At 73.4% G+C, this 26,822-nt stretch carries 27 protein-coding genes and 2 pseudogenes; 16 read left to right on the top strand and 13 right to left on the bottom strand.

Annotated features, from left to right (window positions below; genetic code table 11):
* Positions 1 to 341 precede the first annotated feature (341 nt).
* The 3 genes from RV983_RS31500 (at position 342) to RV983_RS31510 (ending at position 4,278) form a co-directional block, all read left to right on the top strand.
* Positions 342 to 2,750, top strand: a complete 2,409-nt coding sequence (locus RV983_RS31500) for a right-handed parallel beta-helix repeat-containing protein (protein ID WP_475989097.1) — start codon at positions 342 to 344, stop codon at positions 2,748 to 2,750.
* Positions 2,751 to 2,943: 193 nt separating this feature from the next.
* Positions 2,944 to 3,558 (top strand): flavin reductase family protein, encoded by a 615-nt coding sequence (locus RV983_RS31505; RefSeq protein WP_475989098.1) that lies wholly within the window; start codon positions 2,944 to 2,946, stop codon positions 3,556 to 3,558.
* A gap of 18 nt (positions 3,559 to 3,576) precedes the next feature.
* A complete protein-coding gene (locus RV983_RS31510) occupies positions 3,577 to 4,278 on the top strand; it encodes a hypothetical protein (protein WP_475989099.1) in 702 nt (233 codons plus the stop codon).
* Positions 4,279 to 4,318: 40 nt separating this feature from the next.
* Here the strand turns inward: RV983_RS31510 and RV983_RS31515 are convergent, their stop codons facing one another.
* Entirely contained in the window at positions 4,319 to 5,005 is a 687-nt protein-coding gene (locus tag RV983_RS31515; RefSeq protein ID WP_475989100.1) for a TVP38/TMEM64 family protein, read from the bottom strand.
* 66 nt (positions 5,006 to 5,071) lie between these two features.
* On the opposite strand from RV983_RS31515, the pseudogene RV983_RS31520 reads away from it, so the two are divergent.
* The 4 genes and pseudogenes from RV983_RS31520 (at position 5,072) to RV983_RS31535 (ending at position 7,701) form a co-directional block, all read left to right on the top strand.
* Positions 5,072 to 5,778, top strand: a pseudogene (locus tag RV983_RS31520) (DNA alkylation repair protein).
* Between the two features lie 16 nt (positions 5,779 to 5,794).
* Positions 5,795 to 6,445, top strand: a complete 651-nt coding sequence (locus RV983_RS31525) for a class I SAM-dependent methyltransferase (RefSeq protein WP_475989101.1) — start codon at positions 5,795 to 5,797, stop codon at positions 6,443 to 6,445.
* A 30-nt stretch (positions 6,446 to 6,475) separates the two neighbouring features.
* A pseudogene (locus RV983_RS31530) lies at positions 6,476 to 6,874 on the top strand (EF-Tu C-terminal domain-related protein); the annotation flags it as partial.
* Positions 6,844 to 7,701, top strand: coding sequence for a spermidine synthase (locus RV983_RS31535; RefSeq protein WP_475989102.1), 858 nt, complete (start codon positions 6,844 to 6,846; stop codon positions 7,699 to 7,701). The pseudogene RV983_RS31530 and the gene RV983_RS31535, both read left to right, overlap by 31 nt.
* Here the strand turns inward: RV983_RS31535 and RV983_RS31540 are convergent.
* Entirely contained in the window at positions 7,641 to 8,978 is a 1,338-nt protein-coding gene (locus tag RV983_RS31540) for an MFS transporter (protein WP_475989103.1), read from the bottom strand. The two genes, RV983_RS31535 and RV983_RS31540, sit on opposite strands and share 61 nt — an antisense overlap.
* Positions 8,979 to 9,071: 93 nt before the next feature.
* Positions 9,072 to 10,064 carry a DUF8017 domain-containing protein gene (locus RV983_RS31545; RefSeq protein WP_475989104.1) on the bottom strand — a complete coding sequence of 331 codons (993 nt, stop codon included), beginning with the start codon at positions 10,062 to 10,064 and terminating at the stop codon, positions 9,072 to 9,074.
* A 72-nt stretch (positions 10,065 to 10,136) separates the two neighbouring features.
* On the opposite strand from RV983_RS31545, the gene RV983_RS31550 reads away from it, so the two are divergent.
* Positions 10,137 to 10,589, top strand: coding sequence for a DUF4442 domain-containing protein (locus RV983_RS31550; protein ID WP_475989105.1), 453 nt, complete (start codon positions 10,137 to 10,139; stop codon positions 10,587 to 10,589).
* A gap of 89 nt (positions 10,590 to 10,678) precedes the next feature.
* On the opposite strand, the gene RV983_RS31555 is transcribed toward RV983_RS31550, so the two are convergent.
* The gene (locus tag RV983_RS31555; RefSeq protein ID WP_475989106.1) at positions 10,679 to 11,479 is read right to left on the bottom strand and encodes a hypothetical protein; all 801 of its coding nucleotides are present in this window, start codon (positions 11,477 to 11,479) and stop codon (positions 10,679 to 10,681) included.
* Between the two features lie 306 nt (positions 11,480 to 11,785).
* Here RV983_RS31555 and RV983_RS31560 point away from each other — a divergent pair, with 306 nt between their 5' ends.
* Complete coding sequence (locus RV983_RS31560) at positions 11,786 to 12,439, top strand: DedA family protein (protein WP_475989107.1); 654 nt, start codon at positions 11,786 to 11,788, stop codon at positions 12,437 to 12,439.
* Between the two features lie 10 nt (positions 12,440 to 12,449).
* On the opposite strand, the gene RV983_RS31565 is transcribed toward RV983_RS31560, so the two are convergent.
* Positions 12,450 to 13,010 (bottom strand): gamma carbonic anhydrase family protein, encoded by a 561-nt coding sequence (locus RV983_RS31565; RefSeq protein ID WP_475989108.1) that lies wholly within the window; start codon positions 13,008 to 13,010, stop codon positions 12,450 to 12,452.
* A 56-nt stretch (positions 13,011 to 13,066) separates the two neighbouring features.
* Between RV983_RS31565 and RV983_RS31570 the strand changes: the two genes are divergently transcribed.
* The 4 genes from RV983_RS31570 (at position 13,067) to RV983_RS31585 (ending at position 16,254) form a co-directional block, all read left to right on the top strand.
* Positions 13,067 to 13,987: a pseudouridine-5'-phosphate glycosidase gene (locus RV983_RS31570; RefSeq protein ID WP_475989109.1), complete on the top strand. Its 921-nt coding sequence runs from the start codon at positions 13,067 to 13,069 to the stop codon at positions 13,985 to 13,987.
* 40 nt (positions 13,988 to 14,027) lie between these two features.
* Positions 14,028 to 14,777, top strand: coding sequence for an acyltransferase (locus RV983_RS31575; RefSeq protein WP_475989110.1), 750 nt, complete (start codon positions 14,028 to 14,030; stop codon positions 14,775 to 14,777).
* 104 nt (positions 14,778 to 14,881) lie between these two features.
* A complete protein-coding gene (locus RV983_RS31580) occupies positions 14,882 to 15,439 on the top strand; it encodes a YbaK/EbsC family protein (RefSeq protein WP_475989111.1) in 558 nt (185 codons plus the stop codon).
* Positions 15,436 to 16,254 carry a GNAT family N-acetyltransferase gene (locus RV983_RS31585; protein WP_475989112.1) on the top strand — a complete coding sequence of 273 codons (819 nt, stop codon included), beginning with the start codon at positions 15,436 to 15,438 and terminating at the stop codon, positions 16,252 to 16,254. Before RV983_RS31580 ends, RV983_RS31585 begins: the two co-directional genes overlap by 4 nt.
* Here RV983_RS31585 and RV983_RS31590 read toward each other — a convergent pair.
* On the bottom strand, positions 16,229 to 16,735 hold the full coding sequence (locus RV983_RS31590; protein ID WP_475989113.1) for a GNAT family N-acetyltransferase: 507 nt from the start codon (positions 16,733 to 16,735) through the stop codon (positions 16,229 to 16,231). The genes RV983_RS31585 and RV983_RS31590 overlap by 26 nt on opposite strands.
* Complete coding sequence (locus RV983_RS31595; RefSeq protein WP_475989114.1) at positions 16,732 to 17,139, bottom strand: CoA-binding protein; 408 nt, start codon at positions 17,137 to 17,139, stop codon at positions 16,732 to 16,734. The genes RV983_RS31590 and RV983_RS31595 overlap by 4 nt, the downstream gene beginning before the upstream one ends.
* Positions 17,140 to 17,220: 81 nt before the next feature.
* Here RV983_RS31595 and RV983_RS31600 point away from each other — a divergent pair, with 81 nt between their 5' ends.
* Positions 17,221 to 17,847, top strand: a complete 627-nt coding sequence (locus RV983_RS31600) for a YigZ family protein (protein WP_475989115.1) — start codon at positions 17,221 to 17,223, stop codon at positions 17,845 to 17,847.
* Here the strand turns inward: RV983_RS31600 and RV983_RS31605 are convergent.
* The 5 genes from RV983_RS31605 to RV983_RS31625 form a co-directional block, all read right to left on the bottom strand.
* Positions 17,844 to 18,284 (bottom strand): histidine phosphatase family protein, encoded by a 441-nt coding sequence (locus RV983_RS31605; RefSeq protein WP_475989116.1) that lies wholly within the window; start codon positions 18,282 to 18,284, stop codon positions 17,844 to 17,846. The two genes, RV983_RS31600 and RV983_RS31605, sit on opposite strands and share 4 nt — an antisense overlap.
* Positions 18,285 to 18,484: 200 nt before the next feature.
* Complete coding sequence (locus tag RV983_RS31610) at positions 18,485 to 18,829, bottom strand: hypothetical protein (RefSeq protein WP_475989117.1); 345 nt, start codon at positions 18,827 to 18,829, stop codon at positions 18,485 to 18,487.
* Positions 18,826 to 19,344 (bottom strand): GbsR/MarR family transcriptional regulator, encoded by a 519-nt coding sequence (locus RV983_RS31615; protein ID WP_475989118.1) that lies wholly within the window; start codon positions 19,342 to 19,344, stop codon positions 18,826 to 18,828. Before RV983_RS31615 ends, RV983_RS31610 begins: the two co-directional genes overlap by 4 nt.
* 53 nt (positions 19,345 to 19,397) lie before the next feature.
* A complete protein-coding gene (locus RV983_RS31620; RefSeq protein WP_475989119.1) occupies positions 19,398 to 20,336 on the bottom strand; it encodes a tellurite resistance/C4-dicarboxylate transporter family protein in 939 nt (312 codons plus the stop codon).
* A gap of 68 nt (positions 20,337 to 20,404) precedes the next feature.
* Positions 20,405 to 21,997 carry a serine/threonine-protein kinase gene (locus RV983_RS31625; RefSeq protein WP_475989120.1) on the bottom strand — a complete coding sequence of 531 codons (1,593 nt, stop codon included), beginning with the start codon at positions 21,995 to 21,997 and terminating at the stop codon, positions 20,405 to 20,407.
* Positions 21,998 to 22,208: 211 nt separating this feature from the next.
* Here RV983_RS31625 and RV983_RS31630 point away from each other — a divergent pair, with 211 nt between their 5' ends.
* Positions 22,209 to 23,369 (top strand): exonuclease SbcCD subunit D, encoded by a 1,161-nt coding sequence (locus RV983_RS31630; protein ID WP_475989121.1) that lies wholly within the window; start codon positions 22,209 to 22,211, stop codon positions 23,367 to 23,369.
* Positions 23,369 to 26,371 carry an AAA family ATPase gene (locus RV983_RS31635; protein ID WP_475989122.1) on the top strand — a complete coding sequence of 1,001 codons (3,003 nt, stop codon included), beginning with the start codon at positions 23,369 to 23,371 and terminating at the stop codon, positions 26,369 to 26,371. Before RV983_RS31630 ends, RV983_RS31635 begins: the two co-directional genes overlap by 1 nt.
* Here the strand turns inward: RV983_RS31635 and RV983_RS31640 are convergent.
* Positions 26,336 to 26,785: an Lrp/AsnC family transcriptional regulator gene (locus RV983_RS31640; protein WP_475989123.1), complete on the bottom strand. Its 450-nt coding sequence runs from the start codon at positions 26,783 to 26,785 to the stop codon at positions 26,336 to 26,338. The genes RV983_RS31635 and RV983_RS31640 overlap by 36 nt on opposite strands.
* Positions 26,786 to 26,822: the final 37 nt, after the last annotated feature.

Raw genomic sequence — 26,822 nt, forward strand, 5'->3', positions numbered from 1 at the left:
AGTCATACGTCACATGAATCTTGTCGCAAACATCATACGTATGCTAACTCTGTGTCGGGCATCAACGCCCCTATCACAGGAAGCGATCGAACATGACATCGACGTCAGACTCGACCCGCTCGATGAGCAGACGACGGAGGCTCAGAGTCGGCGCCCTCGCGGCGCTCGGCGCCGGCGCCGTCATCGCGTCAGCGCTCATTCCCCTGCAGGCGCAAGCCGCGCCCCGGACGGTGTACTTCGCGGCCCCGGACGGCAAGGACTCCGGACACTGCAGCCAGTCGCAGCCGTGCTCGCTCGAGCGGGCGCAGCATGTTGTCGGCCCGGCCGTCAAGCATGGTGACGTGAGCGTTCAGCTTGCCGACGGCACCTACCGCCTTTCCGAGCCCCTGCGGTTCGGATCCGGCGACGGTGGCGGCGACCACACCGTCGAGTGGGCCGCCGCCCCGGGCGCCCACCCGGTCATCACGGGCGCCGCGAAGGTCGACGGCTGGTCCAAGTCCGATGCGGGCTCGGGTATCTGGGAGGCGGACACCCCCAGCGGCCTCGACACCCGCCAGCTCTACGTGAACGGCGTGATCGCCCCGCGCGCCGCCATCCGGCTGGCCAACGCGGACGTCACTCCCACTGCGACCGGTCTCACCATCAAGAACCCGGCCCTGAGCTACCTCGCCACGCTCCCCGACCAGGGGCGCATCGAGTTCGAGTCCCTCGGCGACTTCACGAACCGCTACTCGCCGGTCCAGAGCATCAGCCCCACCGCGATCACGATGGCGCAGCCCGCGTGGGACAACAACACGTGGGGCTGGGACACCGTCCAGAACTCCTTCCTGGCCGGTCCGAGCTGGTACCTCGACAACTCGCTGAGCTTCCTCACCCAGGTCGGCCAGTGGTACATCTCCCCGAGCGCCGGGAAGCTCTACTACAAGCCGGCGGACGGGGTCGACCCCAACCAGCTCGACGTCGAGCTGCCCCGCCTGGAGACACTGGTCAGCATCGGCGGGACATACGCCGAGCCGGTGACCGGACTTGCCTTCAAGGGCATCCAGTTCTCCGGAACCTCCTGGCTCGGCCCGTCGACCGACGGGTACGCGGACCAGCAGAACGGCCTCTTCATCAAGGGCGCCTACGACTACCGCCCCGCCAACGCCTTCAGCAACTGCTCCCGCGGCTGTGAGATGTTCGAGCGGGCGCGCACCAGCTGGTACCAGGAGCCGGCCGCCGTGCAGGTCTCCGCCGCCAGCCGTATCTCGTTCACCGGCAACACGTTCACCAACCTCGGCCAGTCGGCGCTGGGCATCGGAAACGACGCGAACGCCATGGCGACCGGTGTCGGGCTGGGCGCCAGCGACATCGACGTGGTCGGCAACCGGTTCACGGAGGACAGCGGGCACGGCGTCGCGGTCGGCGGCGTACTGCCCGACGCGCACCACCCGAGCGACCCGAGGATGACCAACCAGAACATCCTTATATCCGACAACACGATCAACCGCGTGTCGGTGGACTATAAGGACAACAGCGGCATCCTCAGCACCTACGTCACAGGTGCGCGCATCCTGCACAACGAGGTCTCCAACGTCCCCTACGACGGCATCGACACCGGCTACGGCTGGGGCATCAACGACGCCGGGGGCTCGAACGACTACGTCGACCGCGGCTACTACAAGTGGAACACCCAGTACACGACGCCGACGACGCTGAAGGACAACCAGGTCGAGGGCAACCTCGTGCACAACACGAAGGCGCGCTTCGCCGACGGCGGATCGGTCTACAACCTCTCCGCGAGCCCGGGAAGCGTGGTCTCCGACAACTACCTGTTCAACATCTCGGGAGTCGGCCTCTACCTCGACGAGGGCAGCCGCTCGATGACCTACGAGAACAACGTGGTCCAAGGCGGTTCCTTCCTCTTCACCAACGCGTCCAGCCTCCGCAACAACACCAGTGACAACGTCATCCAGAACAACTGGTACAACTCGGGTGGAGCCTCGACGCCGAACGCCGCGGCGCACAACAACAAGCTGATCAACAACGTGAAGGTCACCGGCGCCAACTGGCCCGCGGGCGCACGGGACGTGATCTGCCAGGCGGGTGTCGCGCCGCAGTACCGCACGTCGCTCAACGCGAACCAGTTCGGCTTCAGCGGGTGCCCGGTCGGCCCGCCGGTCGCGCCCGGCTTCCGCACTGCGGGAGCCTCGGCCGTCAGCTCGTACTTCGGCCAGAGCGGCGAGGCGTTCGGGATCGCGGCGGCCGGAGCCGACGTGTGGGGCGCCGGCGGTCAGCACGACGACCAGTTCGGCTCGATCTACCGGTCCGGCGCGTTCAAGGCCGACTCGAGCGTGTCCACCCGGGTGGTGTCGGTCAACGACGCCAACGCCTGGGCCAAGTCCGGGGTCATGGTCCGCAACGACATGGCCAAGGCGGGACAGTCGGCCGGGTACGCCGTCGTCGCGGTGACCGCCCGCAACGGCGTCGTGTTCGAGTGGGACGCCAACGGTGACGGCTATCTGGACACGGACGCCCGCGCCGGGGCCGACATCTACCGCCCGATCTGGGTGAAGCTCACCCGGTCGGGTACCTCGTTCAGCGCCTCGTACTCCTACGACGGCGCCAACTACGTCCCGATCGGTCAGCCCGTGACGTTGGCCGCGGCCGCGGCGGCGCAGGACGCGGGCATCTTCTCCACGTCGCACGACACCACCCAGTCAGCGATCAACCAGTTCGACTTCGCCTCCTTCCAGGCCGCGACGATGTAACAGGTACCGCTGTCCGGCCGTGCGGGGCGGGCGTACGCCCGCCCCGCACGGCCTTGTGGTCCCCCCCGGCGGTCGACTGCCGCGGCGGGCCCGCGGTGGGACGAGTACGTCGTCCCACGACGTGCGCATCGGACCGGCCGGGGTGCGGAGGCCGGTTGTGATCCGCACCCGCCGAAGGCGGATACTGGCACCCATGCGAATCGACTTCGATCCCGAGGCCATGGGCCGCACCCCGTTCTACAAGCTGCTGACCTCCGTGGTCGTGCCGCGGCCCATCGCGTGGGTGTCGACCCTGAGCGAGTCGGGGACGGCGAATCTCGCCCCGCACTCCTTCTTCACGGTCGCGTGCGTCAGCCCGCCGGTCGTGCAGTTCACGTCGGTCGGCCGGAAGGACTCCCTGCGCAACATCGAGGAGACCCGGCAGTTCGTGGTCAACCTCGCCCCGGAGCACCTCTTCGAGCAGATCAACGCGACCGGGACCGACTTCCCGCGCGGCGTCAGCGAGTTCGACGAGGTCGGCATCGCCCGCGAGCCCAGCCACGCGGTCAAGCCGCCGCGCGTGGCGGCCTCCCCGGTGGCCCTGGAGTGCGAGCTGCACAGCACGGTGACCCTCGGCGACTCGACGGTGGTCTTCGGCCGCGTGGTGCACGCCGCGGTCTCCGAGGCCGTCATGGCCGACGGCAGTCCGGACGTCCGCAAGCTGCGCCCGCTCGCGCGCCTCGGCAAGGACGAGTGGAGTACGACGGGCGAGATCCTGGAGATCTCCCGCATCCGCTACGCCGACTGGCCCGGCGCACGCCAGGGCTGACCGGCGTAGGCGCCGGTCGTGCCGGCCGAGGCTGCGGCGGGCAGCCGGCGGCGGACGGCGGGCGATACGGCGCTGGGCCGGGCGTCGCCGGTCCCTGGCGCGCCGCTCGGGCTGCGGCGTGTGAACCACCACGTCAGCCATGTGCCCGACGGGCTGAGCCGGACGGCGGCCGCCTTCCTCGGCACCCACGCCGTCCGCCTCGAGCCGCTGCCCGTGGAGCGGTGCCGGGAGAAGTGGCTCGCACTCGGCATCCCCGCCGTTGCCATCGACCGGGCGGTGGCGTACGAGGCGCGATGGGGCGGGTTCATGTCGCCACCGGCGCCCTGTGACGACGGCGGGCCTCATGTGCTCGGTGCGGACCTTCCTGACGGCACGCCGGAGGATGGCTGGTGGTTCGCGGCGGGCGATCAGCGCTGCTCTCTTCCGTTCAGCTTCATGATCGGCACCGATGGCGCGTTCGGGATCCGCAGCGACCGGTGGACCCCGCCGCACGCCCATGTCGAGGGGTGGGTCGAGGTGTCCGGAGACGCCGTGCAGAGCCTGGGCCTCGACGGTCTTGATCCGGTGCCGCTGGTGGCAGGCGTGGCCGACACATGGCGGCGAGGACCTGACTCGCGGGTGGCGGTCCACCGGGGTGAGGCCGAGAACTTCGGCCGTCCTGAGTTTCTGCGGGCCCCGGTCTACGAGGGCCTGCCCGAGCACGCCTTCTGGTGCGACTGAAAGGACCCGTGAGGGCGTCGCGGGCGCCCGGCCCGCGTGGTCAGCGGCGCCTGCGGCGGCGCGCCCAGGCCGTGAAGACCAGTGCCCCGAGTCCCGTCACGGCCAGGAAGCCCATCGCCAGCAGGAACACCGGCGAGGTGGGGGTGGCGGCACGGCTGCCCGCGACGACGTAGGCGGCCGTGTTCGGGATCGTGCCGAGTGCCGTTGCGATCAGATACGGCATGATGCGCGTCTCCGACACCGCCGCGGCATAGTTGGCCGCCGCGAAGGGGATGCCGGGGAAGAGCCGCATCAGGAGCATCGTGCGGAAGCCGTGCCGGCTCAACTGCCGGTCTGCGGAGCGCAGTACGCGGCCCCGCAGCAGCGGGCGCAGGGCGTCCCGGCCCAGGACGCGGCCCAGGACGAAGCAGATCGCCGCGGAGATCACCGTGCCGCCGATGGCCGCGGTCAGTCCCCACAGCGAACCGAAGAGCGCGCCGGCGCCCATGCTCAGCAGCGGGCGGGGGACGAAGGCCGTGGCGCAGATGCCGTAGCCGGCCGTGAACAGCACGATCGCCGCGAACCCGGTGAACTGCTGGGGCCAGCCGTCGGCGAGGAACCGCTGCGGTTCCCAGAACACCACGCAGACCCCGGCGCCCACGAGGAGCGCGACGAGCAGCGCCAGTCGGGCCCATGGCCACACGCGCAGGCGTGAGCGGGAACCGGACAGGGCAGGGGCGTCGGACATCCCGCGAGCCTAGCCCAGGAGGATGTCCGTCCGGAGACCGTCAGTGGTCCCGCGTACGGTGCGCGTATGACATCCCATGTCCCGGTCGTACCGGACAGCACTCTCGCCGATCTGGTGCTGCCCGCCTGACCACGGTGTACGCCGCGGCGGCCGACCCGGACCGGGCCGCCTCCGCGGCGGCTTACATGCGCGGAGCCTTCCCCTTTCTCGGCATCGCCACTCCTGCCCGGCGGGTGCTGTCCCGGGAGGTCCTGGCGGGCACGCCCCGCCCCGGCGAGGACGACTGCGCGGCCCTGGCCCTGCGCTGCCGGGCACTGCCGGAGCGGGAGTACCGCTACTTCGCGGTCGACTTCCTGCGACGCCACATCGGGCGGTGCTCGTCCGCCTTCCTCGGCACGGCCCGGCACCTCGTGGCGACCGAGCCGTGGTGGGACACGGTCGACCTGCTCGCGGCGCATGTGGTCGGGCCCCTGGTCGCCGCCGATCCCGCACTGGTGGCGGTCATGGACGCGTGGATCACCGACGACGACTCGTGGATCGTGCGCACCGCGCTCCTGCACCGGCTCGCGTACAAGGACGGCACCGATGCCGAGCGGCTGTTCCGCTCCTGCATGCTCCAGTCCGGACATCGCGACTTCTTCGTCCGCAAGGCGATCGGCTGGGCACTGCGCGAGTACGCCCGCACCGACCCGGACGCCGTACGGGAGTTCTTCGTGTCGGCGGCCGACCGGCTGTCGCCGCTTTCGGTGCGCGAGGCCACCAAGCGCTTGTGACTGCCATGCTGGGCGCATGCCCAGCGCCGGAGAGCACGACCAGGATCGTGTGCGCCGCAGCTACGACGCCGTGGCGGGGGAGTACCGGACGCGTATCGGTGGCGAACTCGCGCACAAGCCGCTCGATCGCGCCCTGCTGACGGCCCTCGTCGAGGAGACGGCCGACGGCGCGCCCGTCGCCGACCTGGGCTGCGGTCCGGGCCATGTGACCGGCTGGCTCGCCGGGCGGGGCGTGCGGGCGGTGGGGGTCGACCTGTCGCCGCGGATGGTCGAGCTCGCCCGCGCCGACCACCCCGGCGCCGAGTTCCGGGTGGGCGACCTCCGCCGTCTGCCCGCCGCCGACGGCGAGTTCGGCGCCGCCGTCGCGCTCTACAGCGTGATCCACCTCGCTCCGGACGAACTGCGGCCCGCCTTCGCCGAGATGCGGCGCGTGATGCGGCCCGCCGCGCCGCTGCTCGTCGCCTTCCATCTCGGCGCCGAGACCCGGCACATGGCGCAGTGGTGGGGCCACGAGGTCGACGTGGACTTCCGTTTCCTCGCCGCCGCGGACGTCCGCGCGGCCATGGAGGACAGCGGATTCACCGTGCGGGCGGTCCTGGAGCGGACGCACTACCCGCACGAGGCCGAATCCCGCCGCGCCTACATACTGGCGCGGCACGCGGTGTGACGTGACGTGACGTGAGGGAGCGTCACGCCCAGCCGCCGGTTCCGCGCCGGGGTCTACCTGCTGCCGGCCGCCGAGGGCGGGCGGCGCCGGGGATCACGACCGGCTACCGCCCCCGGTTCTCCGTGCGGACGGCGGACGGCGGACGTCGTCGGTGACGTGGACCTCGGCGGCGCCGGGATCGCGCTCCCCGGGGCGCGGGCGGAGATGACGGTCGAGCTGGGCCGGGCGGTGCCGCTGGAGGCCGGTCTCGGCTTCGCCATCCGCGAGGGCGGGCGCACGGTCGGCGCGGGCACCGTCACCGCGCCGCTCGACCGACAGAGACGAAGGGGCCCGGGTCCGGCCCTGGCCCCTTCCGCCCCCCGGGGTACGGTGCCGTTCCGCGCTGGGACAATGGCCGGATGGAGGACGACGACGCACGCATCCCGGTGAGCGAGGCCGTGGACTTCGGCGCGGCGAAACTGCTGCCCGACGTGGACCGGCCCGCCGGCTGGCTGCTGACCGTCGACGGGGCCCCGCAGTCGTACGTCGACCTCGACGACCCGACGTATCTGGAGTTCGAGTACACCCGGCGCCTGGCGTACGTCCTGGACGAGTCGGCCCCCGCCGGGCAGCCGCTGGACGTCGTCCACCTCGGGGGCGGCGCCCTCACGCTGCCGCGCTATACCGCAGCGACCCGGCCCGGCTCCCGCCAGCGCGTGGTCGAGGCCGACCGGGCGCTCGCCGAACTGGTCGCCCGATGGCTGCCGTTGCCGGCGGGCGGCGACGGGCTGACCGTGGCCGCGGAGGACGCCCGCGGCTGGCTGGAGGCGGCGCCGGACGCCTCGGCGGACGTCGTGGTCGCCGATGTCTTCGGCGGCTCGCGGGTGCCCGCGCACCTCACGTCGTACGAGTTCCTCACCGAGGCGGCGCGCGTGCTGCGCCCGGACGGCGTCTACCTGGCGAATCTCGCCGACTCCGCGCCCTTCGACTTCCTGCGGCCCCAGATCGCCGGTCTGCGCGCCCTGTTCGGCGAGGTCTGCCTGATCGCGGAGCCCGGCGTGCTGCGGGGCCGCCGCTTCGGCAACACCGTGCTCGCCGCTTCCCGGCGGCCGTTGCCCGTCGACCGGCTCACCCGGCGCACCGTGGCGGACGCCTTCCCGGCCCGGGTCGTCCACGGTGACGCCCTCGCGGTCTTCCTCCGCCGGGCGCGTCCCGTTCACGACAAGGACGCGGTGCCCTCTCCCGAGCCGCCCGGGGGGACGTTCGGGGTGGGCTGAACCACGCGCGCGGGTCCGCCGGCGGCCACTTCGGCGGTGGTGTCCTTGCGCCGCAGGTTGCGCACCTCGGGGGCGAGCAGGACGGCGCCGGTGAGGAGAACGGCGAGCCCCGCGCATCCCCACAGGGCACCGGTCAGCCCGAACGCGCCGGCCGCGGGTCCCGCGAGCGCGGTGCCGAGGGGGACCATGGACACCGACCCGAACCAGTCGTAGGCGGCGACCCGGGACAGCTTGTCCTCCGGGATCTCCTGGCGCAGCGCCAGCATCCACGTCACGCCGAAGACCTCGACGGAGAGCCCGGCCACGAGCATCGTCGCCGCCAGCAGCGGCACCGGCAGGACCAGCGCGAGCGCCACGGCGGGCAGGGCGAACGGGAAGACGCACAGCGTGCCCGCGAGCAGGATGCGCTGCGGACGCCAGCGCAGCATGAGGAAGCCGCCCGCGATGTTCCCCACGCCGAACGCGGCCAGTGCCGCGCCCCAGGGGCCCGCGCCGCCGAGCCGGTCCTGCGAGACCAGGGGGCCGTAGACCGCCTCGGAGGCGACCATGACCGCGTTGACGACCGAGAACTGCACGACGATGCCCCACAGCCAGCGCCGGGACGCGAACTCCCGCCATCCGTCGTGCAGATCGCGCAGGAGGCCGCCGCCGGGCGCTGCCGCGGCCGCCGTCCGCGTCACCCGCAGCAGCGCGCGCAGCGACGCGGCGAACGCGAAGCAGGCCGCGTCCACGGCCATGACCCACCCCGGCCCCACGAGCGCGATGAGCGCCCCCGCGAGCGCGGCGCCGCCGACGGTGGCCCCGTTCACCCCGAGCCGGAAGACGGCGAAGGCGCGGCCGGCGTGGGCGCCGTCGACGGTGGACAGCAGCATGCCCTCGTTCGCGGGCGCGAAGAACGCGGTGCCGGTGCCGCCCAGGGCGGACAGGGCCGCCATGTGCCAGATCCGGGCGTCCCCGGAGATCACCAGGAGGGCGAACACGCCCTGGGAGACCGCGTTCAGGCAGTTCGCGGCGACCATGACGCGGTGCCGGGGCAGCCGGTCCGCGACCGCGCCGCCGATGAGCAGGAAGACCACCAGCGGCACCGTGCGTGCCGCCGCGACCAGGCCGACGTCCGTGCCGTCGCCGCCCGCCCGCAGCACGGCGAAGGCCGAGGCGACCACGGCGCCGGAGGTCCCGAGGTTGGTCACGAAGGCGGCCGCGGCCAGCAACCGGAAGTTGCGCCCGGCCCAGTCGGGGAAGCGGGGGAGGGGAAGACGGGAGGCTGTGGTGGTCACCCGGGGACTATGGGCGCCCGGGCCACCGTCTGCCAAACCATTTGCGCACGACCGCCGGCACCGACGCCTCCGCCGACCGCCGGCGATCGGCGGTCAGCCGATCAGGCGGACGCTGTCGCGCACCTTGGCGACGGTCCCGGCGTCCGGAGCCCCCTTGAATCCGTCCACGACCAGGATCCAGGAGCGGACCTCCTTGTCCTTGCCGAGGAAGGTGAAGCTGTAGGCGGTGCCGTCGGCCGCGCACGTGCCCTTCATGCCGGTCGCGCGGGTGCTGGAGATCCAGCCGCCGACCCCCTGGCCGTTCTTGTACGCGCGGGTCGCGGACTGCGTCAGCTTGGTCCCGCCCTCCTGGTTGTACTTGGCGTACGCCCAGTTGTAGGCCTCGTTGGCGGCCTCGGACTGCAGGCTCTTGGCGCCCTTGCCGCCCTTCACCCCGGCCAGGCCGCGCTGGTCGGTGCCGCACCAGTCCTCGCCGAGCGTGGCGGCGCCGCCGGTGACGATGCGGTTCTTGTCCCACTCGTATCCGATCAGCAGGCCCGCCGACTTCACGGTCCAGTTCCTGGGGACGTCGTAGGCGACGCCCATGTCGCCGCGGACGACGGTCTGCCACCCGGCGACCACGGGCTTGATCGCGCTGTCGCCGGGGTTGCCGCGCGCGTCGTCGGCGCCGGGGCCGTCGTCGGAGGCGCCGGCGGACGCGGGGGAGGAGGGGGCCGCGGGGGCGGAGGACGCCGCGTCTGGCGGGCTCGCCGAGGCTGTCGGGTTGCCGCTCGCGGAGGGGCCGGCCTCGGGGCCGCCGGAGTCGTCGCCGGTGAGTTTCACGGCGATCAGCACACCGGCCGCGGCGACGGCGGCCGCGGCGACCACGGACACCGCGACGGCCACGCCCCGCCGGTTGCCGGGCGGCTTCGGCGCCCCGGGCCCGCCGGGCATCGTCTGCGCGCCCCACGGCGGGGGCGGCGGCTGGTAGGCCGGGTGCTGCTGCGGTGCGTACGGCGACGGGAACTGCTGCGGGGGCTGCTGCGGATGTCCCCCGGGTTGCTGCGGATACTGCTGTCCCCCGGGCTGCTGTTCTCCTGGCCACATGGCTCGAAACACTAGGGGCTGGCGCCTCACGGATCCATGGATCCCGTCATTACCAGCTGGTAACATTCGGCCATGTCCGAGAACCAGCCTCAGATCGCCGAGCTTCTGACGGCCACCGTGCCCATGGTGCGCACCCTGAACCTCGAGTACCTGGAGACCACCGCCGAGCGCGCGGTGCTCCGTCTCCCCGACCAGGCCGACTACCACAACCACGTCGGCGGCCCCCACGCCGGCGCCATGTTCACCCTCGCCGAGTCGGCGAGCGGTGCCATCGTGCTCGCCGCCTTCGCCGACCAGCTCTCCCGCGCGGTGCCCCTCGCCGTCCGCGCCGAGATCTCGTACAAGAAGCTCGCCATGGGCCCGGTCACCGCCACCGCCGAACTCGGCCGCCCCGCCGCCGAGGTCGTCGCCGAACTCGACAAGGGCGAGCGCCCCGAGTTCCCGGTCGCCGTCGCCATCCGGCGCGAGGACGGCGCCGTGACGGGCGAGATGTCGATCGTGTGGACTTTGCGCCCCAACTCCTGACGCCGATCCGCGCGTGGCGGCCCTTCATCCCTCCCGCCGGGGCCGTCCCCGGCGAGGGGCGGAGGTGCGGGACCGCCGCGGTTCGTTCGTCACGGCAGGCAGACGAGCACGGCCAAGGTGTAGAGCCCCATGGTCGCGGAGATCGGATATGCCTCCCAGGAGCGGATCCCCCGCTGCTTCGAGTCCTCCATCGCGTGCATGGTCCTCTGGACCCCGAGGAACGTCCCCACCACGGCCAGGACGAGGCTGCAAGCCACGAGCCAGTTGACGCCGGTGGAATCGATCTCGAAGTGGAGTCCCAGACAGTAGAGGACGATGCCGGCGGCGGCGGGTGTCGCGCTCGTGATCGCGACCAGGTTCGCCTTCCGGTAGGCGTCGTCCTTGCCCTTGATCCACTGTGTGGCCCGCCAGCCCTGCCTCACCGCGGGGTCACGTGGTCCGGACTGCCAGCTGTCGCCGATGGCGAACGAGGTGAAGTACGTACCGGCGAGTCCGCCGATGCCCGTGGTGATGGCGAACAGCGTCTTCTCGTGCGGCAGGTACACCGCTGCGAGCGCCTGGAAGGACGCCAGGATCGAGAGCAGGGAGATCACGACCGGGACGGCCGCGAACATGACGGCAGCCGGCAGGTTGGCCGTCTGGTCGCGCTCGGCCCCGATCGCGGCGAGCGCGATCGAACCGGTCAGGCTCGCGATCATGGCGACCACCAGGAGCCCGCAGGCCATCGCGATCAGGGTGTCCTGCCCGGGGGGTCTCCTGGCGGTGAACAGGACCGTCACGGTGGGCAGGGACAGCGCTCCGAACGCCCCGATGATCGGCGCGTAGGAGGCCGCCCCTCGCCTCAAGTCGTAGCGTCCTTCGGCGTTTTGGGCGTTTCCGCTGTTCGGCATGGATCGACCGTAGGGGTGTACACGTCATATGCCGACATGGCAGTGGGCATAGTTACCCATCCGGGACATCGGAGCCGTGCACGGCGGTGCCGGGTTCGCCGTGCCACCGCGGGACGCACGGCGCCGTGGTGCTGCCGTACGGGTGTCGCGGAGGCGGACGGCGGGCGTGCCGGCAGCCCTCCGGGGGCTCACCCCGCGGTGACCCGCGCCGCGCCGGGCCGTACGTCGGATACGCTGCAACGACGTGCGCGCCCGGCGCACCGAGCACCGACCGGTACCCGACCGCCCCAGGGGAAGGAAGCGGCCTTGCACGTCCAGGAGTGGCTCGGGACGATCCCGCCCGTCAGCATCTATCTGCTGGTGGGCCTTGTGATCGGTGTGGAGAGCCTGGGCATACCCCTGCCCGGCGAGATCATCCTCGTGAGCGCCTCACTGCTCGCGTCTCAGGGGCACGTCAACCCGTGGGTGGTCGGCATCTGCGCCACCGCCGGGGCGATCGTGGGCGACTCCATCGGCTACGCGATCGGCCGCCGCGGCGGACGTCCGCTGATGGACCGGCTCGGCCGGCGCTTCCCCAAGCACTTCTCCCCCGGCCACATCGCGACCGCCGAGGCGTCCTTCGAGCGCTGGGGCATGTGGGCGGTGTTCTTCGGGCGCTTCGTCGCACTGCTGCGGATCTTCGCCGGGCCGCTGTCCGGTGTGCTGCGCATGCCGTACTGGAAGTTCCTCGTCGCGAACGTCCTCGGCGGCGTCGTCTGGGCGGGCGGCACGACTGCCGTCATCTACTACGTGGGCATCGTCGCCGAGCCCTGGCTCAAGCGCTTCTCCTGGGTCGGCCTGGGCGCGGCCGTGCTGATCGGCCTCGCGTCCTTCCTCGTCGTACGCCGCCGGGCCAAGGCAGCCGCGGCCGCCCTGGAGCCCGAACCCGAAGAGGAGACGGTCGCCGCGACGGCCGACTGAGGCGGGGGGCTCAGCCCGCGGTGTCCGCCGCGCCCCCCGCGCCCTCTGCGAAAGCGGCACGGTGCGCACCGGCCAACTGCACATAGTGCTCCGCGTTCAGCCGGATCATCTCCCGCTCCTCGGCCGTCAGTTCGCGCCGCACCTTGGCGGGGACCCCGGCCACCAGCGAACCCGGAGGTACGCGCATCCCCTGCGGTACGAGGGCGCCCGCGGCCACCAGCGAACCGGTGCCGATGTGCGCGCCGTTGAGCACCGTCGCGCCCATGCCGACCAGTACGTGGTCCTCCACGACGCAGCCGTGCACCACCGCGTTGTGGCCGATCGTGACGCCCGCGCCGATCACCGCGGGGAAGCCCGGGTCGGCGTGGACCGTCGCGTTGTCCTGCACATTGCTGCCCTCGCCGAGGCTGATCGGCGCGCAGTCGCCGCGGAGCACCGCGTGGTACCAGGCGCTGGCGCCCGCCGCCATCGTCACCTCACCCAGCACCACCGAGGTCGGCGCGGCGAAGGCGTCCGGGTCCACCCGGGGTGTGTGCCCGCCCACGGCGGCGATCAGGGCTCTCTCCGTCATGGAGATCACCGTAGCCCCGCGATTGCGGTGATCGCGGGGCGGGTAGCGCCTACAGCGTGCTGAAGTTCTCCGATGATGTGATCGCCGCGCTGGAGTCGGGTGCCCCCGTCGTCGCCCTGGAGTCGACGATCATCTCCCACGGGCTGCCCCGCCCCCGCAACCTCCAGGTCGCCCGGGAGCTGGAGGCCGCCGTCCGGGACGCCGGAGCCGTACCGGCGACCGTCGCCGTCCTCGACGGCGTGCCGCGCGTCGGCCTGGAGGACAAGGAGCTGGAGCGCGTCGCCCACGACGAGCGGATGCGCAAGCTCGGCCACCGCGATCTGCCCGTCGCCCTCGCCACCGGTGCCAGCGGGGCCACCACCGTCTCCGCCACGGCGTTCCTCGCCGCCCGCGCCGGCCTGCGCTTCTTCGCCACCGGCGGGCTCGGCGGGGTGCACCGCGGCTGGACCCATGAGCAGGACGAGTCGGCCGACCTGCGGCTGCTCGCCGAGACGCGGATCACCGTCGTCTGCGCCGGGGTCAAGTCCATCCTCGACGTCGCCGCCACCCTGCAACGCCTGGAGACCCTCGGCGTCACCGTCGTGGGCTACGGGACCGGGGAATTCCCCGGCTTCTACCTGAGCGGTTCCGGGCAGCCGGTCGACTGGACGGTCAGCACGCCCGAGGAGGTCGCGGCGGTCATGGCCGCCCAGGACGAACTGTGCGGACCGCCCGCCGCGATCGTCGTCGCCAACCCGGTGCCCGAGCGGGAGCAGCTCGACCCGGAGCTCCACGACCGCGTGCTGAGGCAGGCACTGGCCGCCGCCGAGGACGAGGGCGTGACCGGCCAGGCCGTCACGCCCTTCCTCCTCGGCCGGCTCGTCGAGGGCACCGAGGGGGCCAGTCTGGAGGCCAACCTCGCCGCGGTGCGCGGCAATGTGCGCCTGGCCGCACGGCTCGCCGTCGCCTGGTCCGAACGCGGCACACATCACACCTGATCGACCGGCCGCGCACGACGGCCCTCGGTACGGTGAGCGGGTGCCGACAAACGAGAACGTGTTCTCCCCGCTGGGGGCCTGGCGCCGCCGTGCCACCTCCCGCCTGGTGCACCGGGGCTGGCGATGGGTGCAGGGCGCGGGCGCGGTGTCCGCCGAGCGCCCCGGGCCGCTGCGCTTCGGCCGCATCGGCACCGGGACCCGGCTGGCGTTCCCGCAGGGCACGATCTTCGGCGAGCGCTGGATCCACCTCGGCGACTACTGCATCATCGGCGAACAGGTCACCCTCACCGCCGGCATGATGCCCGGTCTCGACCTCGGCCCCGAACCCGTCGTCCGGCTCGGCAACGGCGTCGTACTCGGGCGCGGGAGCCATGTCATCGCCTCCCGGCCGGTGGTGTTCGGCAACGACGTCTACTGCGGCCCGTACGTCTACGTCACCAGCGACAATCACTCCTACGACGACCCGCACGAGCCCATCGGGCGGCAGTGGCCGCGCTCCGCGCCGGTCGAGATCGGCTCCGGAAGCTGGCTGGGTGCGGGCGCGGTGATCCTGCCGGGAGCCAGGATCGGGCGGAACGTGGTGGTCGCGGCGGGCGCCATCGTCCGGGGCGAGGTCCCCGACCACTCGGTGGTGGCAGGCGCCCCGGCGCGCGTCGTGCGGCGCTGGGACCCCGAACGCGGCTGGGAACCCCCGCTGCGGACGCCCGCCCCGGTGCCCGTGCCCGCGGGCGCGACGCACCAGCAACTCGCGGCGCTGGCCGCGCTCGTCGAGCTCGAACCGGAGGGGTGACGCCGGGCGGCGACCGCTCCGGGCCGGGGGCGGGGCCGGCGGGGGCCGTCCGTCCTGCGGATCGGTGACGCGGTCAACTCGGCACGTTTGTTAGCGTGCTGGACATGCGCGCACCCATCGGCACCTTCACCGACGTTCACCCCGCCGTCGAGCGGCTCGACCTGCTGCCCGGGCCCGTGGCCGCGGCACTCACGGCCTGGCACGGGGAGGTATCCGCCGAGGAGGTGCTCCTCGTCGACACCGACCCCGAGAAGGCGGACACGGCGGTCTTCGCCGAGGCCTACGGCGTCGGTATGGACCAGTCGGCCAACTGCGTGGTCGTGGCCGGCAAGCGCGGCCAGGACGTCACGCTGGCCGCGTGCGTGGTCCTCGCGACCACCCGGGCCGATGTGAACGGCTTCGTCCGGCGTCATCTCGGCGTGCGGAAGGCCTCGTTCGCGCCGATGGACACCGCGGTCGGCGAGAGCGGCATGGAGTACGGCGGCATCACCCCCATCGGGCTGCCCGCGGCGTGGCCGCTGCTGGTGGACGCGGCGGTCACGGACACCCCGTACGTGATCATCGGCAGCGGCAGGCGCCGCGGCAAGCTGCTCCTGCCGGGCAAGGCGCTGGCGGAGCTGCCCGGCGTGCAGGTCGTCGAGGGACTGGGCGTCACGGCGTGACCGAGGTGCTGGCGCGTCTGGAGCGCTACTACGACGCGGTGCCGCGGGCGGCCGCCCACGCCGAGGACTTCGGCCCGCTGACCCTCTTCGTCCGTGAGGGACTCGGCTGGCCGTACTACGCCCGGCCGACGCTCGGCGTGGACGGGCGCGTCGGCCGCGCGGACGTGGACCGGGTACGGGAGCGGCAGCGGGGTCTCGGCGTACCGGAGTGCTTCGAGTGGGTGGCGGAGACGACGCCCGGCCTGCGGGAAGCGGCGGAGGCCTCGGGCCTCCAAGTGCACGCACACCCGCTGATGGTGCTCGACCCCGCGGCGGCCGGAGCCGTTCCCGCGCCCGTGGTCGGCGTGGACGTGCGTGTACTGGCGCCCGGCGACCCGGCGTTCCCGAGCGCCATCACGGTGCCGCACCTGGCGTTCGCGCATCCCGGCACCTCGATCGGTGCGGCCGGGACGTCCGAGCTGGACATCGTCAGGGTGCTGCACGCCGCCCCGGCCGCCCTCGCGGCGGCCGAGGCCCGGGTCAAGGACGGCCTCACCGTCCACGCGGCGGCCGTGGCCGGTACGACCGCGCTGTGCGCGGGGCAGTACAACCCGGTCGGTGAGGTGTGCGAGATCGTCGCCGTCGGCACGCTGCCCAGCGCCCGCCGCCGCGGCCTCGCGCTCGCGGTGACCTCCGTGCTGGTGGAGCACGCCCGGGCGCGGGGACTGGGCACAGTGTTCCTGTCGGCGGGCGACGAGGACGTGGCCCGTATCTACGGCCGCATCGGTTTCCGGCGGGTGGGGACGGCGCTCATCGCGGAACCCGCGGCCGGCTGAGGTCCAGCGACAGCGGTATCGAGTGCTCGGCGAAGCCGAGGCTGCGGTACAGGGCCTCGGCATCGGGCGTTGCGTGCAGGTCGACCCGGGTGACGCCCCGCTCGGCGAACCACGCGAGCAGCGCCCCCGTGGTCGCCCGGGCGTGGCCCAGGCCCCGGTAGCGGGGATCGGTGCAGACATTGAAGACGAAGCCGAAGCGCCCGTCGGGGTGGGAGGGCGCGGCCAGTCGCTGCTCGAGCCGCCCCACGGCGCACGCCGCCAGGTGCGGCGCGCCGCTGCCGGGGTCGCCGTCGACCACGAACGCCCCGAGCTCACTCCCGGCGCCGCCGGCGAGCTGCTCCCGCGCCTGCTTCTCGGCGGCCGCCTCCCACGCCCCCGGCTCGTCCCGGCCGCTCATGGCCAGGAACATCAGCCGGCGCAGCCGCACCAGCTCGGCGGCGTCCTCGGGATGTGCGGGGCGTACGACGGCGTTCCCGGTCATCCGAGGCGGGGGATCTCGATCGCCGGGCAGCGGTCCATGACCATGACCAGGCCCGCGTCCTCGGTGCGCGCGTACGCCGCGTCGTCGATCACGTCCAGCTGGAACCAGACGCCCTTGGCGCCGATCGCGACGGCCTCGTCCGCCACCGCGCCGGCCAGGTCGGAATTGACGAAGACGTCCACGACGTCGACCGGGAAGGGGATGTCCGCCAGCGAGGCGTAGCCCTGCTCCCCGTGCACCGTCTCGGCCTTCGGGTGCACGGGCACCACACGCTTGCCGAAGCGCTGCAGCACCCGGGCGACGCCATAGGCGGCGCGCGAGGTGTTGTTGGACAGCCCGACCACGGCCCAGGTGTCCCCGAGACCGGTCAGCAGCTCGCGTACCGCCGCTTCGTCTTCGTGCACGTCGTCCTCCCACGGGCCTGCGATGACTCTCCGCAGCAGTCAACCAGAGGGCCCTCCCGGCCATTCCCGTAGGGTGGCGGGGTGGTGGAGCGGTATCTGACGATCGGGCGCGCGGGCGTCCACGAGAGCGAGATCAAACGATCGCGCTTCCTGTGCGCCCTGGCGCCCGTGGCGAGTGAGGCGGCGGCACAGGAGTTCATCGCCCGCGTCCGCCGCGAGCATGCCGGTGCCAGCCACAACTGCTACGCGTACGTCATCGGCGCCGAGGGCCGCGTGCACAGGGCAAGCGACGACGGCGAGCCCGGCGGCACCGCGGGCACGCCCATGCTCCAGGTCCTGCTGCGCCGTGAGATCCGCGACGTCGTCGCCGTCGTCACCCGCTACTACGGCGGGATCCAGCTCGGGGCGGGCGGCCTGGTGCGGGCGTACGGGGGCGCGGTCTCCGCGGCGCTGGACGAGCTCGGCACCGTCGAGCGGCAGAAGCTCGCGCTGGTCACGGTCGTCGTCGACCACCAGCGTGCCGGCCGCATCGAGAACGACCTGCGCGCCGCCGGCCGCGCCGTGCGCGGGGTGGCCTACGCGGCCGACGTCCGCATCGAGCTCGGTGTGCCGGAGGAGGAACTCTCGTCGTTCCGCGCCTGGCTCGCCGACGCCTCCGCCGGCTCGGCCGGGATGGAGGTCTCGGGCAGCGCGTACGTGGACCTTTAGAGTGCGGCCAAGTGCCCGGTCGAGGCGACGTCCACGACGGACAGGCCGTCGAGCGTGGTGATCGCGCAGGACGGGACGCCGTCGCGCATCAATACGGCCGGCACCGCGTTGTCACCGGTCAACGTGCGCAGCAGGTCCACGGTGACCCCGCCGTGCGTGACGAGCGCGACAGGGCCGGGCGCTCCGGCCAGGTCGAGCAGGCAGGCGCGCAGGCGATCGGCTGCGGCACGGGAGGAGTCGCCGGACGCGGGAAGGAAATCGCGGTCCCGCACCGAGGCGGCCCAGTCCCTCAGGAAGTCCTCCGCGGTCTGGGATGTGTCCAGGTTGATGCGCTCGCGCAAGCGGGCGTCCTCCTGGACGGGCAGTCCCGTCCGGGACGCGATGAACGCGGCGGTCTCGCGAGCCCGGCGCAGGGGACTGCTGAAGTTCGCGCACACCGGCCGGCCGCAGCCGGTCGGCCGTCCTCGCGGCCTGTCGACGCCCTGCCTCGGTCAACCCCGGGTCACCGGGCAGGTGTTCCTTCTCGGCGTGCTGCACCAGATGGAAGACGGTCATGCCGCCAGGGTGGCGGTTTCGGCACGTCCGCGGCCACCGGTATACGTCCTCCGCGGCGGCGGCACACGCCGCGCCCGCGGTCTCATTCGGCTGTGAGCTCGCTCAGCTGCTCGGCGGCGGTGGCGTTCCCGGTGTCGGCGAGGCGGCGGAGTTCGTTCATGTCGCCTTGTTCGGTGGCGAGTTCGATGAGCTGGTCGGTGGCGTCGCTGTTGCCGGTGTCGGCGAGGCGGCGGAGTTCGTTCATGTCACCTTGTTCGGTGGCGAGTTCGATGAGCTGGTCGGTGGCGTCGCTGTTGCCGGCGTCGGCGAAGCGGCGGAGCAGATCCATGTCGCCGTGCTCGACGCACAGTTCGAGCACCTGATCGATCGCGTCGCTGTCGCCGGCGTCGGCGAGGGCGCGGAGCCCGGTGGGAAGGTAGTCCGTCATGGGGAGGTCTCTCCTCGGTTTTGGTCCGGTGCGGGCAGGGCCCCGGCGGCCCGGAGGGCGTCGCGGTGCGTGTGCCACTCGTCCAGGAGCAGGGGCAGGCGCTCGCCGAGGAAGTCGGCGAGCGCGACCATCTCCTGGAGCGGTGCGCGGCGTTCGGGAGGGGCGTCGGTGAGCAGCGCCAGTCCCTCCCGGAAGAGGGCGGCGTGTTCCCGGTGGATCGCCGAGTCGAAGTTCTGCGGTTGCTGACTCGCCGGGTTGATCCCCACGCGGTCCACCCGCTCGCCGGCGGTGCGGGTGCGATGTGCCATCAGGTAGGTCTCGAGCAGCTTGACGGCACCGGTGATCGCGCTGCGGCTCGCCAGGAGCGCGTCGCTCAGTTCGTCGATCGTCTGCTGCTCGGGGTCGCAGACGAACAGGTAGCCCAGCAGGCGCCCGGCCATCGGGGGGAAGCCGTACTGGCGTGCGTAGAAGCGGCCGACGTGGTCGGCGAATATCAGCTGGGCGTCGTGGGGCACGGTGATGACGATATCAGTACCGACTGAGATGACAGAAATGAGTGTCATGTGGATTATCTCGTCGCGTCATCCCTCCGCGCCGAGCGGACCGCGCCTGCCGCCGCCAGGGCCCAGGTCGCCACCGCCGCCCACAGCAGCACGTGCCCGAGAACACCGAGCCCGGGGAGGCCGGTCGGCGCGGCGGCCGACAGGCTGGTCACACCGGTCATGCCGAGGGGGAAGACGGTGGCCCAGCGGCGGATGTCGTACCGCCGCCGGGGCCAGAGCAGTTCGGCGTAGACCAGGACGGGCAGCCACAGCAGCGCGGCGGCCAGGAGGGCGATGGTGGCGGAGCGCAGCGGGGCGTGCAGGGCCGGGGCCCAGCCGAGTGGGCCGTCCGGGTCGGCGGCGACCGTCAGCCGGTCACAGGCGAGCGCGGTGATCGACAGGGCCCCGCCCGCGATCCAGTGGTCACCGGCGCCGGTACGGATCTGGTGCCGGTCGAAGCGCCCGAGCGCCACGCCGTAGAGAACGCCGCCCAGCACCAGGAACGCCAGCGCGGGCCAGCACAGCCAGCCGATCCGGCGCGCCAGGGCCAGGGTGGCGGCGCCCACGGCCAGTGCCTCCGTGGCCACGCAGACCAGGAACACGACCCCCGGCAGACCGTGCTCCCGGCCCCGCAGCACCGGCACGAGCAGCGGTGCCCACAAGGCGGCGGACAGGACGAGCGAGGCGGCCGCGGCGGCCTGCAGGCCCTGTTGCGACAGGCAGGTGCCCAGGATGCAGGTGGCCGCGACCCCCGTCAGCGCGGCAGGCGTCAGCGCTTCCCGGCGCCACCGCTCCGGGCAGTGGACGAGCCGTACCGCGAAGGCCGCCGCGAGCGCTGTCCACAGCACGCCGGCGAGCGCGAGTACCGCGACGGACAGCGCCTGGTGGCCGGTCAGCCCGAACCCCACGCTGATGATGGCGGTGGCCATCACGACGGTGCCGGCCGCGGGTGTCAGTACGTTCACGCTGCCCACGGTGGTGCGCGCGGTGCCGCGGGGCACCTCCACACGCCGTCGTACCGCCGTCCGGGAGATCAAGGTTTCATGACGCGGGTGACCTTGCCCTGAAGCGTGGCCTGGACGTAGCAGGTGCGGTGGTCGTCCGTGCGGTAGAGGGACATGTAGCGGTCGTGCTCGATGAGGCCCGATGCGACGATCAGGTACAGATACTCCGGGTGCGCCACTCCGCAGTCCTTCTCGGCCCGCTTCATCAGGGCGGGCAGGGCGTCCCAATTGACGGAGTCGAGGTCGATCAGGGCGTCGTCGGGGTCGATGGTGCCGTCGGCCCCCCAGTGGCCGGTCGAGCCGTCGCGGTAGAGCGAGCCGTCGTAGATGGTCTTGTCGGACTTCGTGGGGGCGTCGAAGGTCGCGAAGTCCGGGTACAGGGTGAGCTTCAGTACCTCGGTGCCGCCCGAGACCCCCCGTACGACGCCCGCCATGGAGCGTCCGCCCGACACACTGAGCAGTCCTGCGGACGGCGCCTCCGGGGACGATGCCGACCCGGAGGGTGCGCCGGGGGACGCGGTGGAGTGCTTCCCGGAGGCGTGCGCGCCGGCGTCGTGCAGGCCCGGCAGGAGGTTCCAGAGCAGGACGCCCGCGAGGCCGACCGCCGCGATGGCGCAGGCCCCGACGACGGCGCGTCCGCGGCGCCGGGAAGGGGTGGCGGCCCGGCGCGGCCGGTAGGTGGCCGGGGGCGGCCCGAAGCCGGCGGGCACCGCGTCCGTGGGCGGGGCCGGGTCCTGGGCCGGGAACTGGAGGGGCGCGGGTGCCCCGACGTGCTCGGCTTCGGCCTCCGCGAGCATCCGGTCGAGGCTCCCCGCGTCGGGCCGCGCGCCCGGGTCCCGTACGAGCAGCGCGTCGAGCACCGGGGCGAGGGGCCCGGAACGCGCCGCCGGCCGGAGGGGCTCGTCGAGGATCGCGACGAGCGTGGCGATGCTGGTCTCGCGGCGCAGCGGATGGGTGCCCTCCACGGCGACGTACAGCATCATGCCGAGCGACCACAGGTCGGACGCGGGATCACCCTCCTGGCCGCGGATCCTCTCGGGGGCGATGTACTCGGGGGAGCCGATGAGGCCGCCGGTGGTGGTGAGCCGCGGCGCGTCGCCCAGCGTGGCGATGCCGAAGTCCGTGAGCACCGGGGTGCCGTCGGGCCGCAGCAGTACGTTCGCCGGCTTCACGTCGCGGTGCTGGACCCCGACCGCGTGGGCGGCGCGCAATCCGGCGAGGACGCCGCGCCCGATGCGGGCCGCCTCGCGCGGCGCCAGCGGGCCCCGGGAGAGGAGGTCCTGGAAGGTGCCGCCGGTGACCAGCTCCATGACCAGCCATGGGTGCGGAAGGTCCGTTGTGTCCACGATGTGGTGGATCGTAACGACATTGGGGTGGTGCACCCGGGCCAGCGAGCGGGCCTCGCGCAGCACACGCTCCCGCAGTCTCGCCGCCGCCCCGGGGTCGCTCTCCGCCAAGTCCGCGTCCGGCGGCCGGACTTCCTTCAGCGCGACCTCGCGGTGCAGCGCGGTGTCCCGGGCCCGCCACACAAGGCCCATACCCCCGCCGCCGAGGCGTTCCAGCAACTCGAACCGGCCGTCGACAAGGGGGACGAGGGGTCTGTCGGGGTCGCTCGCCGTCATGGCGGTCATCGTACGGGCCGCGCCTGCCTCCGCGGATGCCCCTTGACCGGTCTTGCCCGGATTCGGACTCCCGCGACGCGTTGTCACAGGCGGCGGATAGCCTGATCTCCGAAGCGCATGGGAAGGGTGGGGACACCGGGTCCCCTGCGGAATGCGTGGTACGGGCAGAACGAGAGCCGGAGGAGCGGAACATGCGGGCGGGAGAGCCGCGGTGAGGCTGCTGCACACCTCCGACTGGCACCTGGGGCGGTCCTTCCACCGGGTCGGACTGCTGGACGCCCAGGCCGCGTTCGTCGACCATCTCGTGGCCACCGTGCGCGCGGAGGGCGTCGACGCCGTCCTCGTCGCGGGGGACGTGTACGACCGGGCGCTGCCGTCGCTGCCCGCCGTCGAGCTCTTCGACCGCACCCTGCACCGGCTCGCGGCCCTGGGCGTGCCGACGGTGATGATCTCCGGCAACCATGACTCGGGCCGCCGGCTCGGCGTCGCCTCCGGGCTCATCGACCGCGCGGGCATCCACCTGCGGACCGATCCCGCGGGCTGCGCCACCCCCGTCGTCCTCGCCGACGCGCACGGGCCGGTCGCGCTGTACGGGCTGCCCTACCTCGAACCCGCGCTGGTGCGCGAGGAGTTCGCCGTGGAGCGCGCCGGGCACACCGAGGTGCTGTCGGCCGCCATGGAGCGCGTGCGCGCCGATCTCGCCGCCCGTCCCGCCGGCACCCGCTCCGTGGTCCTGGCGCACGCCTTCGTCGCGGGCGGGGCGCCCAGCGACAGCGAACGCGACATCACCGTCGGCGGCGTCGCCGCCGTGCCCTGCGGGGTCTTCGACGGCGTCGACTACGTCGCCCTCGGTCATCTGCACGGCTCCCAGACGATCACCGAGCGCGTGCGCTACTCCGGCTCCCCGCTGGCCTACTCCTTCTCCGAGGCCGACCACCGCAAGAGCATGTGGCTGGTGGACCTCGGTCCCGGCGGCTCCGTGGCGGCCGAGCGGATCGACTGCCCGGTGCCGCGGCGCCTGGCCCGTCTGCGGGGCCGTATCGACGACCTGCTGGCCGACCCCGCCCTCGCGCGCCACGAGGACGCCTGGGTGGAGGTCACCCTGACCGACCCGTACCGCCCGCACGACGCGATGGCGCGGCTGCGTGAGCGCTTCCCGCACGCGCTCGCGCTCGCCTTCGAGCCCGAGCGCGCGGACGAGGACCCGCTCGCCTCGTACGCCGAGCGCCTGCGCGGCCGTACCGACCGCCAGATCGCCGAGGACTTCGTGGCCCACGTACGCGGCACCGCCCCCGACACCGCGGAACGGGCCGTCCTGCGTGACGCCCTGGACGCGGTCCGCACCGACGCAGCCCGCGCGGAGACCGACTGATGCGTCTGCACCGCCTGACCCTCACCGCCTTCGGCCCCTTCGCCGGCAGCCACACCGTCGACTTCGACGAGCTGTCCTCGGCCGGGCTGTTCCTCCTGCACGGCGCGACCGGCGCGGGCAAGACCTCCGTGCTGGACGGCGTCTGCTACGCCCTGTACGGCGGCGTCCCCGGCAGCCGGCCGGGCAACCGCCTCCGCAGCGACCACGCGGGTCCCGGCACACCGACCGAGGTCGTCCTCGACCTCACCGTCGGCGGCCGGCGGCTGGAGGTCACCCGCCGCCCCGAGCAGCCGCGCCCGAAGAAGCGCGGCAGCGGCAACACCATGGAGAAGGCCGTCACGCTGCTGCGCGAGCAGTCGGCGGGGCAGTGGCGGGCGCTCAGCAAATCCCACCAGGAGGCGGGGGAGGAACTGCTGCGGCTGATCGGCATGAGCCGTGAGCAGTTCTGCCAGGTCGTGCTGCTGCCGCAGGGCGAGTTCGCGACCTTCCTGCGGGCCACCGCCACCGACCGTGCCGCCCTGCTCGGGAAGCTCTTCGACACCCGGCGCTTCAAGGCGGCCGAGGAATGGCTCAAGGCGCAGCGCAACGCCGCCCAGTCGCGGGTGCGGGCCGGCGACGACGAGTTGCTGCGGCTCGCCCATGGAATGCAGCAGGCCGCCGGGGACGGCTCCGAACGCCTGGAGGCCTGGCTGCCCGAGGGCGCCGACGCGGGGCACCCCGACTTCGCCCCGCACGTGCTGCAGTGGGCGGCGGTCCTGCGGTCGGCGGCCCGCGAGCAGGCCGCCGTCGCCGACCTCGCCACCTCCGCGGCCGAGACGACGCACGCCGAGGCCCAGCGCGCGGCCGAGGCCGTGCACGAACTGCACGCGCTCCAGCGGCGGCACGAAGCGGCGGGCCGCCGCGCCGCGGCCCTGGCCGGGCAGAGTGGGCTGCGCGACCGCGAGGAGGCGGTCCTGGAGACCGCCCGGCGCGCCGAGGCCGTCGGGCCCGCGCTGGAACTGCGGGACCGCGCCGCCGCCCGGCACCGCCGCGCGGCCGAGGAGGAGCGCGCCGCCCGCGTGGACCTCCCCGCGGGGCTCGCCGGCGCCGGCGCCGACCAGCTCACCGCGTACGGGAACGGGCTGCGCGAGGAGCTGGGCGGCCTCGCCGAAGCGGGCCGCGCCGAGCACCGCGCGACAGGACTCGTCGCCGAGCGCGCCCGGCTGGAGCGCGAGAGCGGTGCCGACGAGCAGCTGATCGCCGACACCGGCGCCTGGCTGGAGGACTGGGAGGGCGTGCGGCTCGGCCACGAGCGCCGCGTCGACACCGCCCAGGCCGCCACCACCCGTGCCGCCGAGCTCGCGGGCACCCTCGAGTCCTCCCGCCGCCGGCTGACGGCGGCCCGTGAACGCGACGCCCGGGAGCGGGAGTTGCGCGGAGCCGAGGAGCGGCTCCGCACGGCTCGGGACGCCGCCGCCGATGCCCGCGACCACTGGCAGGACGTCCGCGAGGCCCGTATCAACGGCATCGCCGCCGAGCTCGCGGCCCGGCTCCGCGACGGCCAGGGCTGCCTGGTCTGCGGCGCGACCGAGCACCCGCACCCGGCCCGGCCCTCGGACCGGCAGGTCGGCCGCGCCGAGGAGGAGGCCGCCCAGGCCGCCCAGCAGGACGCCGCAGCCGCCCGCGAGAGCGCCCAGGCCCAGGTCGCCCGGATCGCCGCGGCGCGCGACGCCGCCGTCACCGAGGCGGGAGGGACACCCGAGGCCGAACTCGCCGCCTCCCACGCGGCACTGGAGCGCGCCTGCCGCGAGGCGTCCGCCGAGGCCGCGGGGCTGCCCGAGGCCCGGCAGGCCCTCGACCGGGCCGTCGCGGAGCACAGCCGGCGTACGCGGCTGCGGCACGAGGCCGAGAGCCGTGTCGCCTCCGTCACCTCCCGCCGCGAGGTGCTGGACCAGGAGCACGCCGCGCTGGTCGGGCAACTGGCACGCGCCCGGGGTGAATGCGCCACCGTCGCCGAACGCCGTGCCCGTCTCGCGGCGCAGGCCGAGCGGATCGGTGCCGCGGCCGGGGCCGCCCGCGCCGAGCAGGACACCGCCCGCGCGCTCAAGGACGCCGACGCGGACCTCGCCGACGCCGCCTACCGCGCCGGGTTCGACACCCCCGAGGCCGCCGCCGCGGCGCTGCTGCCCCCGGCCGAGGTGCAGCGGCTGCGGCAGCGCGCGGAGGAGCGCCGCCGCGAGGAGGCCGCCGTCACCGCGGAACTGACCGCGCTGGACGTCGCGGAGGCGGCCGGGATGCCGCCCGCGGACCCCGAGGGCGCCCGGCGCGCCGTCGAGGACGCCACACACGGGCTGCGCGGCGCCGCGGCCCGTCAGGACGCGGCCCGCACGACCTGCGCCGCCCTCGACCGGCTCGGCGCCGAGGCACTGACCCGTACCCGCGAACTGGCGCCCGCCCGCGCCGGGTACGCGCGGCTGCGCCGCATGGCCGATCTGGCGACCGGCGCCGGGGAGAACACGCTGCGGATGGAGCTGGAGACCTATGTGCTCGCGGCCCGTCTGGAGCAGGTGGCGGCCGCGGCGAGCCTGCGCCTCCAGCGGATGTCCTCCGGCCGGTACACCCTCGTGCACACCGACGCCCGCGCCTCGCGGGGCGTCAAGTCGGGCCTCGGCCTGATGGCCGTCGACGCCTGGACGGGCACTGAACGCGACACCGCCACCCTGTCCGGCGGCGAGACCTTCTTCGCCTCCCTCGCCCTGGCGCTCGGCCTCGCCGATGTCGTGACGGACGAGGCGGGCGGGGCCCGGCTGGACACCCTTTTCATCGACGAGGGATTCGGCAGCCTCGACGAGCAGACCCTCGACGAGGTGCTGGACGTGCTCGACGGGCTGCGCGAGCGGGACCGCGCGGTCGGCATCGTCAGCCATGTCGCGGACCTGCGGCAGCGCATTCCCGCGCAACTGCAGGTGGTCAAGGGGCAGGGCGGCTCATCCCTGCGCCACCGCGCGGCGGGCGAGCGGTGAGGAGTAGACGACGCTCGTCGTCACCGAACCGAGCCCTGAGACACGGCCGGTGATCTCCTCCAGGTGACGCATCGAGCGGGCGGTGACCTTCAGGATGAAGCAGTCGTCGCCCGTGACGTGGTGCGCCTCCAGTACCTCGGGCGTCGAGGCCAGCAGGTCGTGGAACGGTTTGTAGTTGCCGTGCGGATAGCGCAGCCGGACGAAGGCGAGGATCGGGCGGCCGATCCGGTCGAGGTCGACCACAGCGGAGTAGCCGGTGATCACCCCGGCCTCCTCCAGCCGGCGCACGCGCTCCGTCACGGCACTGGCCGACATCGCCACCGCCCTGGCGAGCTCCGCGTAGCTGGCCCGGCCGTCGCGCTGCAGGGCGTCCAGAATGCGCCAGTCGGTCGCGTCAAGGGATTCCACGGTCATGAGCGGTGTCTAGCAGGGGATTCCCCGGCAGGACACG

Source organism: Streptomyces sp. RLA123 (assembly GCF_056270165.1).

Excerpts from the sequence above, each read along its gene's own strand:
- RV983_RS31505 (WP_475989098.1), top strand. The coding sequence starts at position 2,944 with ATGCGAATCGACTTCGATCCCGAGGCCATGGGCCGCACCCCGTTCTAC.
- RV983_RS31515 (WP_475989100.1), bottom strand. The coding sequence starts at position 5,005 with ATGTCCGACGCCCCTGCCCTGTCCGGTTCCCGCTCACGCCTGCGCGTG.
- RV983_RS31525 (WP_475989101.1), top strand. The coding sequence starts at position 5,795 with ATGCCCAGCGCCGGAGAGCACGACCAGGATCGTGTGCGCCGCAGCTAC.
- RV983_RS31535 (WP_475989102.1), top strand. The coding sequence starts at position 6,844 with ATGGAGGACGACGACGCACGCATCCCGGTGAGCGAGGCCGTGGACTTC.
- RV983_RS31545 (WP_475989104.1), bottom strand. The coding sequence starts at position 10,064 with ATGTGGCCAGGAGAACAGCAGCCCGGGGGACAGCAGTATCCGCAGCAA.
- RV983_RS31550 (WP_475989105.1), top strand. The coding sequence starts at position 10,137 with ATGTCCGAGAACCAGCCTCAGATCGCCGAGCTTCTGACGGCCACCGTG.
- RV983_RS31555 (WP_475989106.1), bottom strand. The coding sequence starts at position 11,479 with ATGCCGAACAGCGGAAACGCCCAAAACGCCGAAGGACGCTACGACTTG.
- RV983_RS31565 (WP_475989108.1), bottom strand. The coding sequence starts at position 13,010 with ATGACGGAGAGAGCCCTGATCGCCGCCGTGGGCGGGCACACACCCCGG.
- RV983_RS31580 (WP_475989111.1), top strand. The coding sequence starts at position 14,882 with ATGCGCGCACCCATCGGCACCTTCACCGACGTTCACCCCGCCGTCGAG.
- RV983_RS31590 (WP_475989113.1), bottom strand. The coding sequence starts at position 16,735 with ATGACCGGGAACGCCGTCGTACGCCCCGCACATCCCGAGGACGCCGCC.
- RV983_RS31610 (WP_475989117.1), bottom strand. The coding sequence starts at position 18,829 with ATGACGGACTACCTTCCCACCGGGCTCCGCGCCCTCGCCGACGCCGGC.
- RV983_RS31625 (WP_475989120.1), bottom strand. The coding sequence starts at position 21,997 with ATGACGGCGAGCGACCCCGACAGACCCCTCGTCCCCCTTGTCGACGGC.
- RV983_RS31635 (WP_475989122.1), top strand. The coding sequence starts at position 23,369 with ATGCGTCTGCACCGCCTGACCCTCACCGCCTTCGGCCCCTTCGCCGGC.
- RV983_RS31640 (WP_475989123.1), bottom strand. The coding sequence starts at position 26,785 with ATGACCGTGGAATCCCTTGACGCGACCGACTGGCGCATTCTGGACGCC.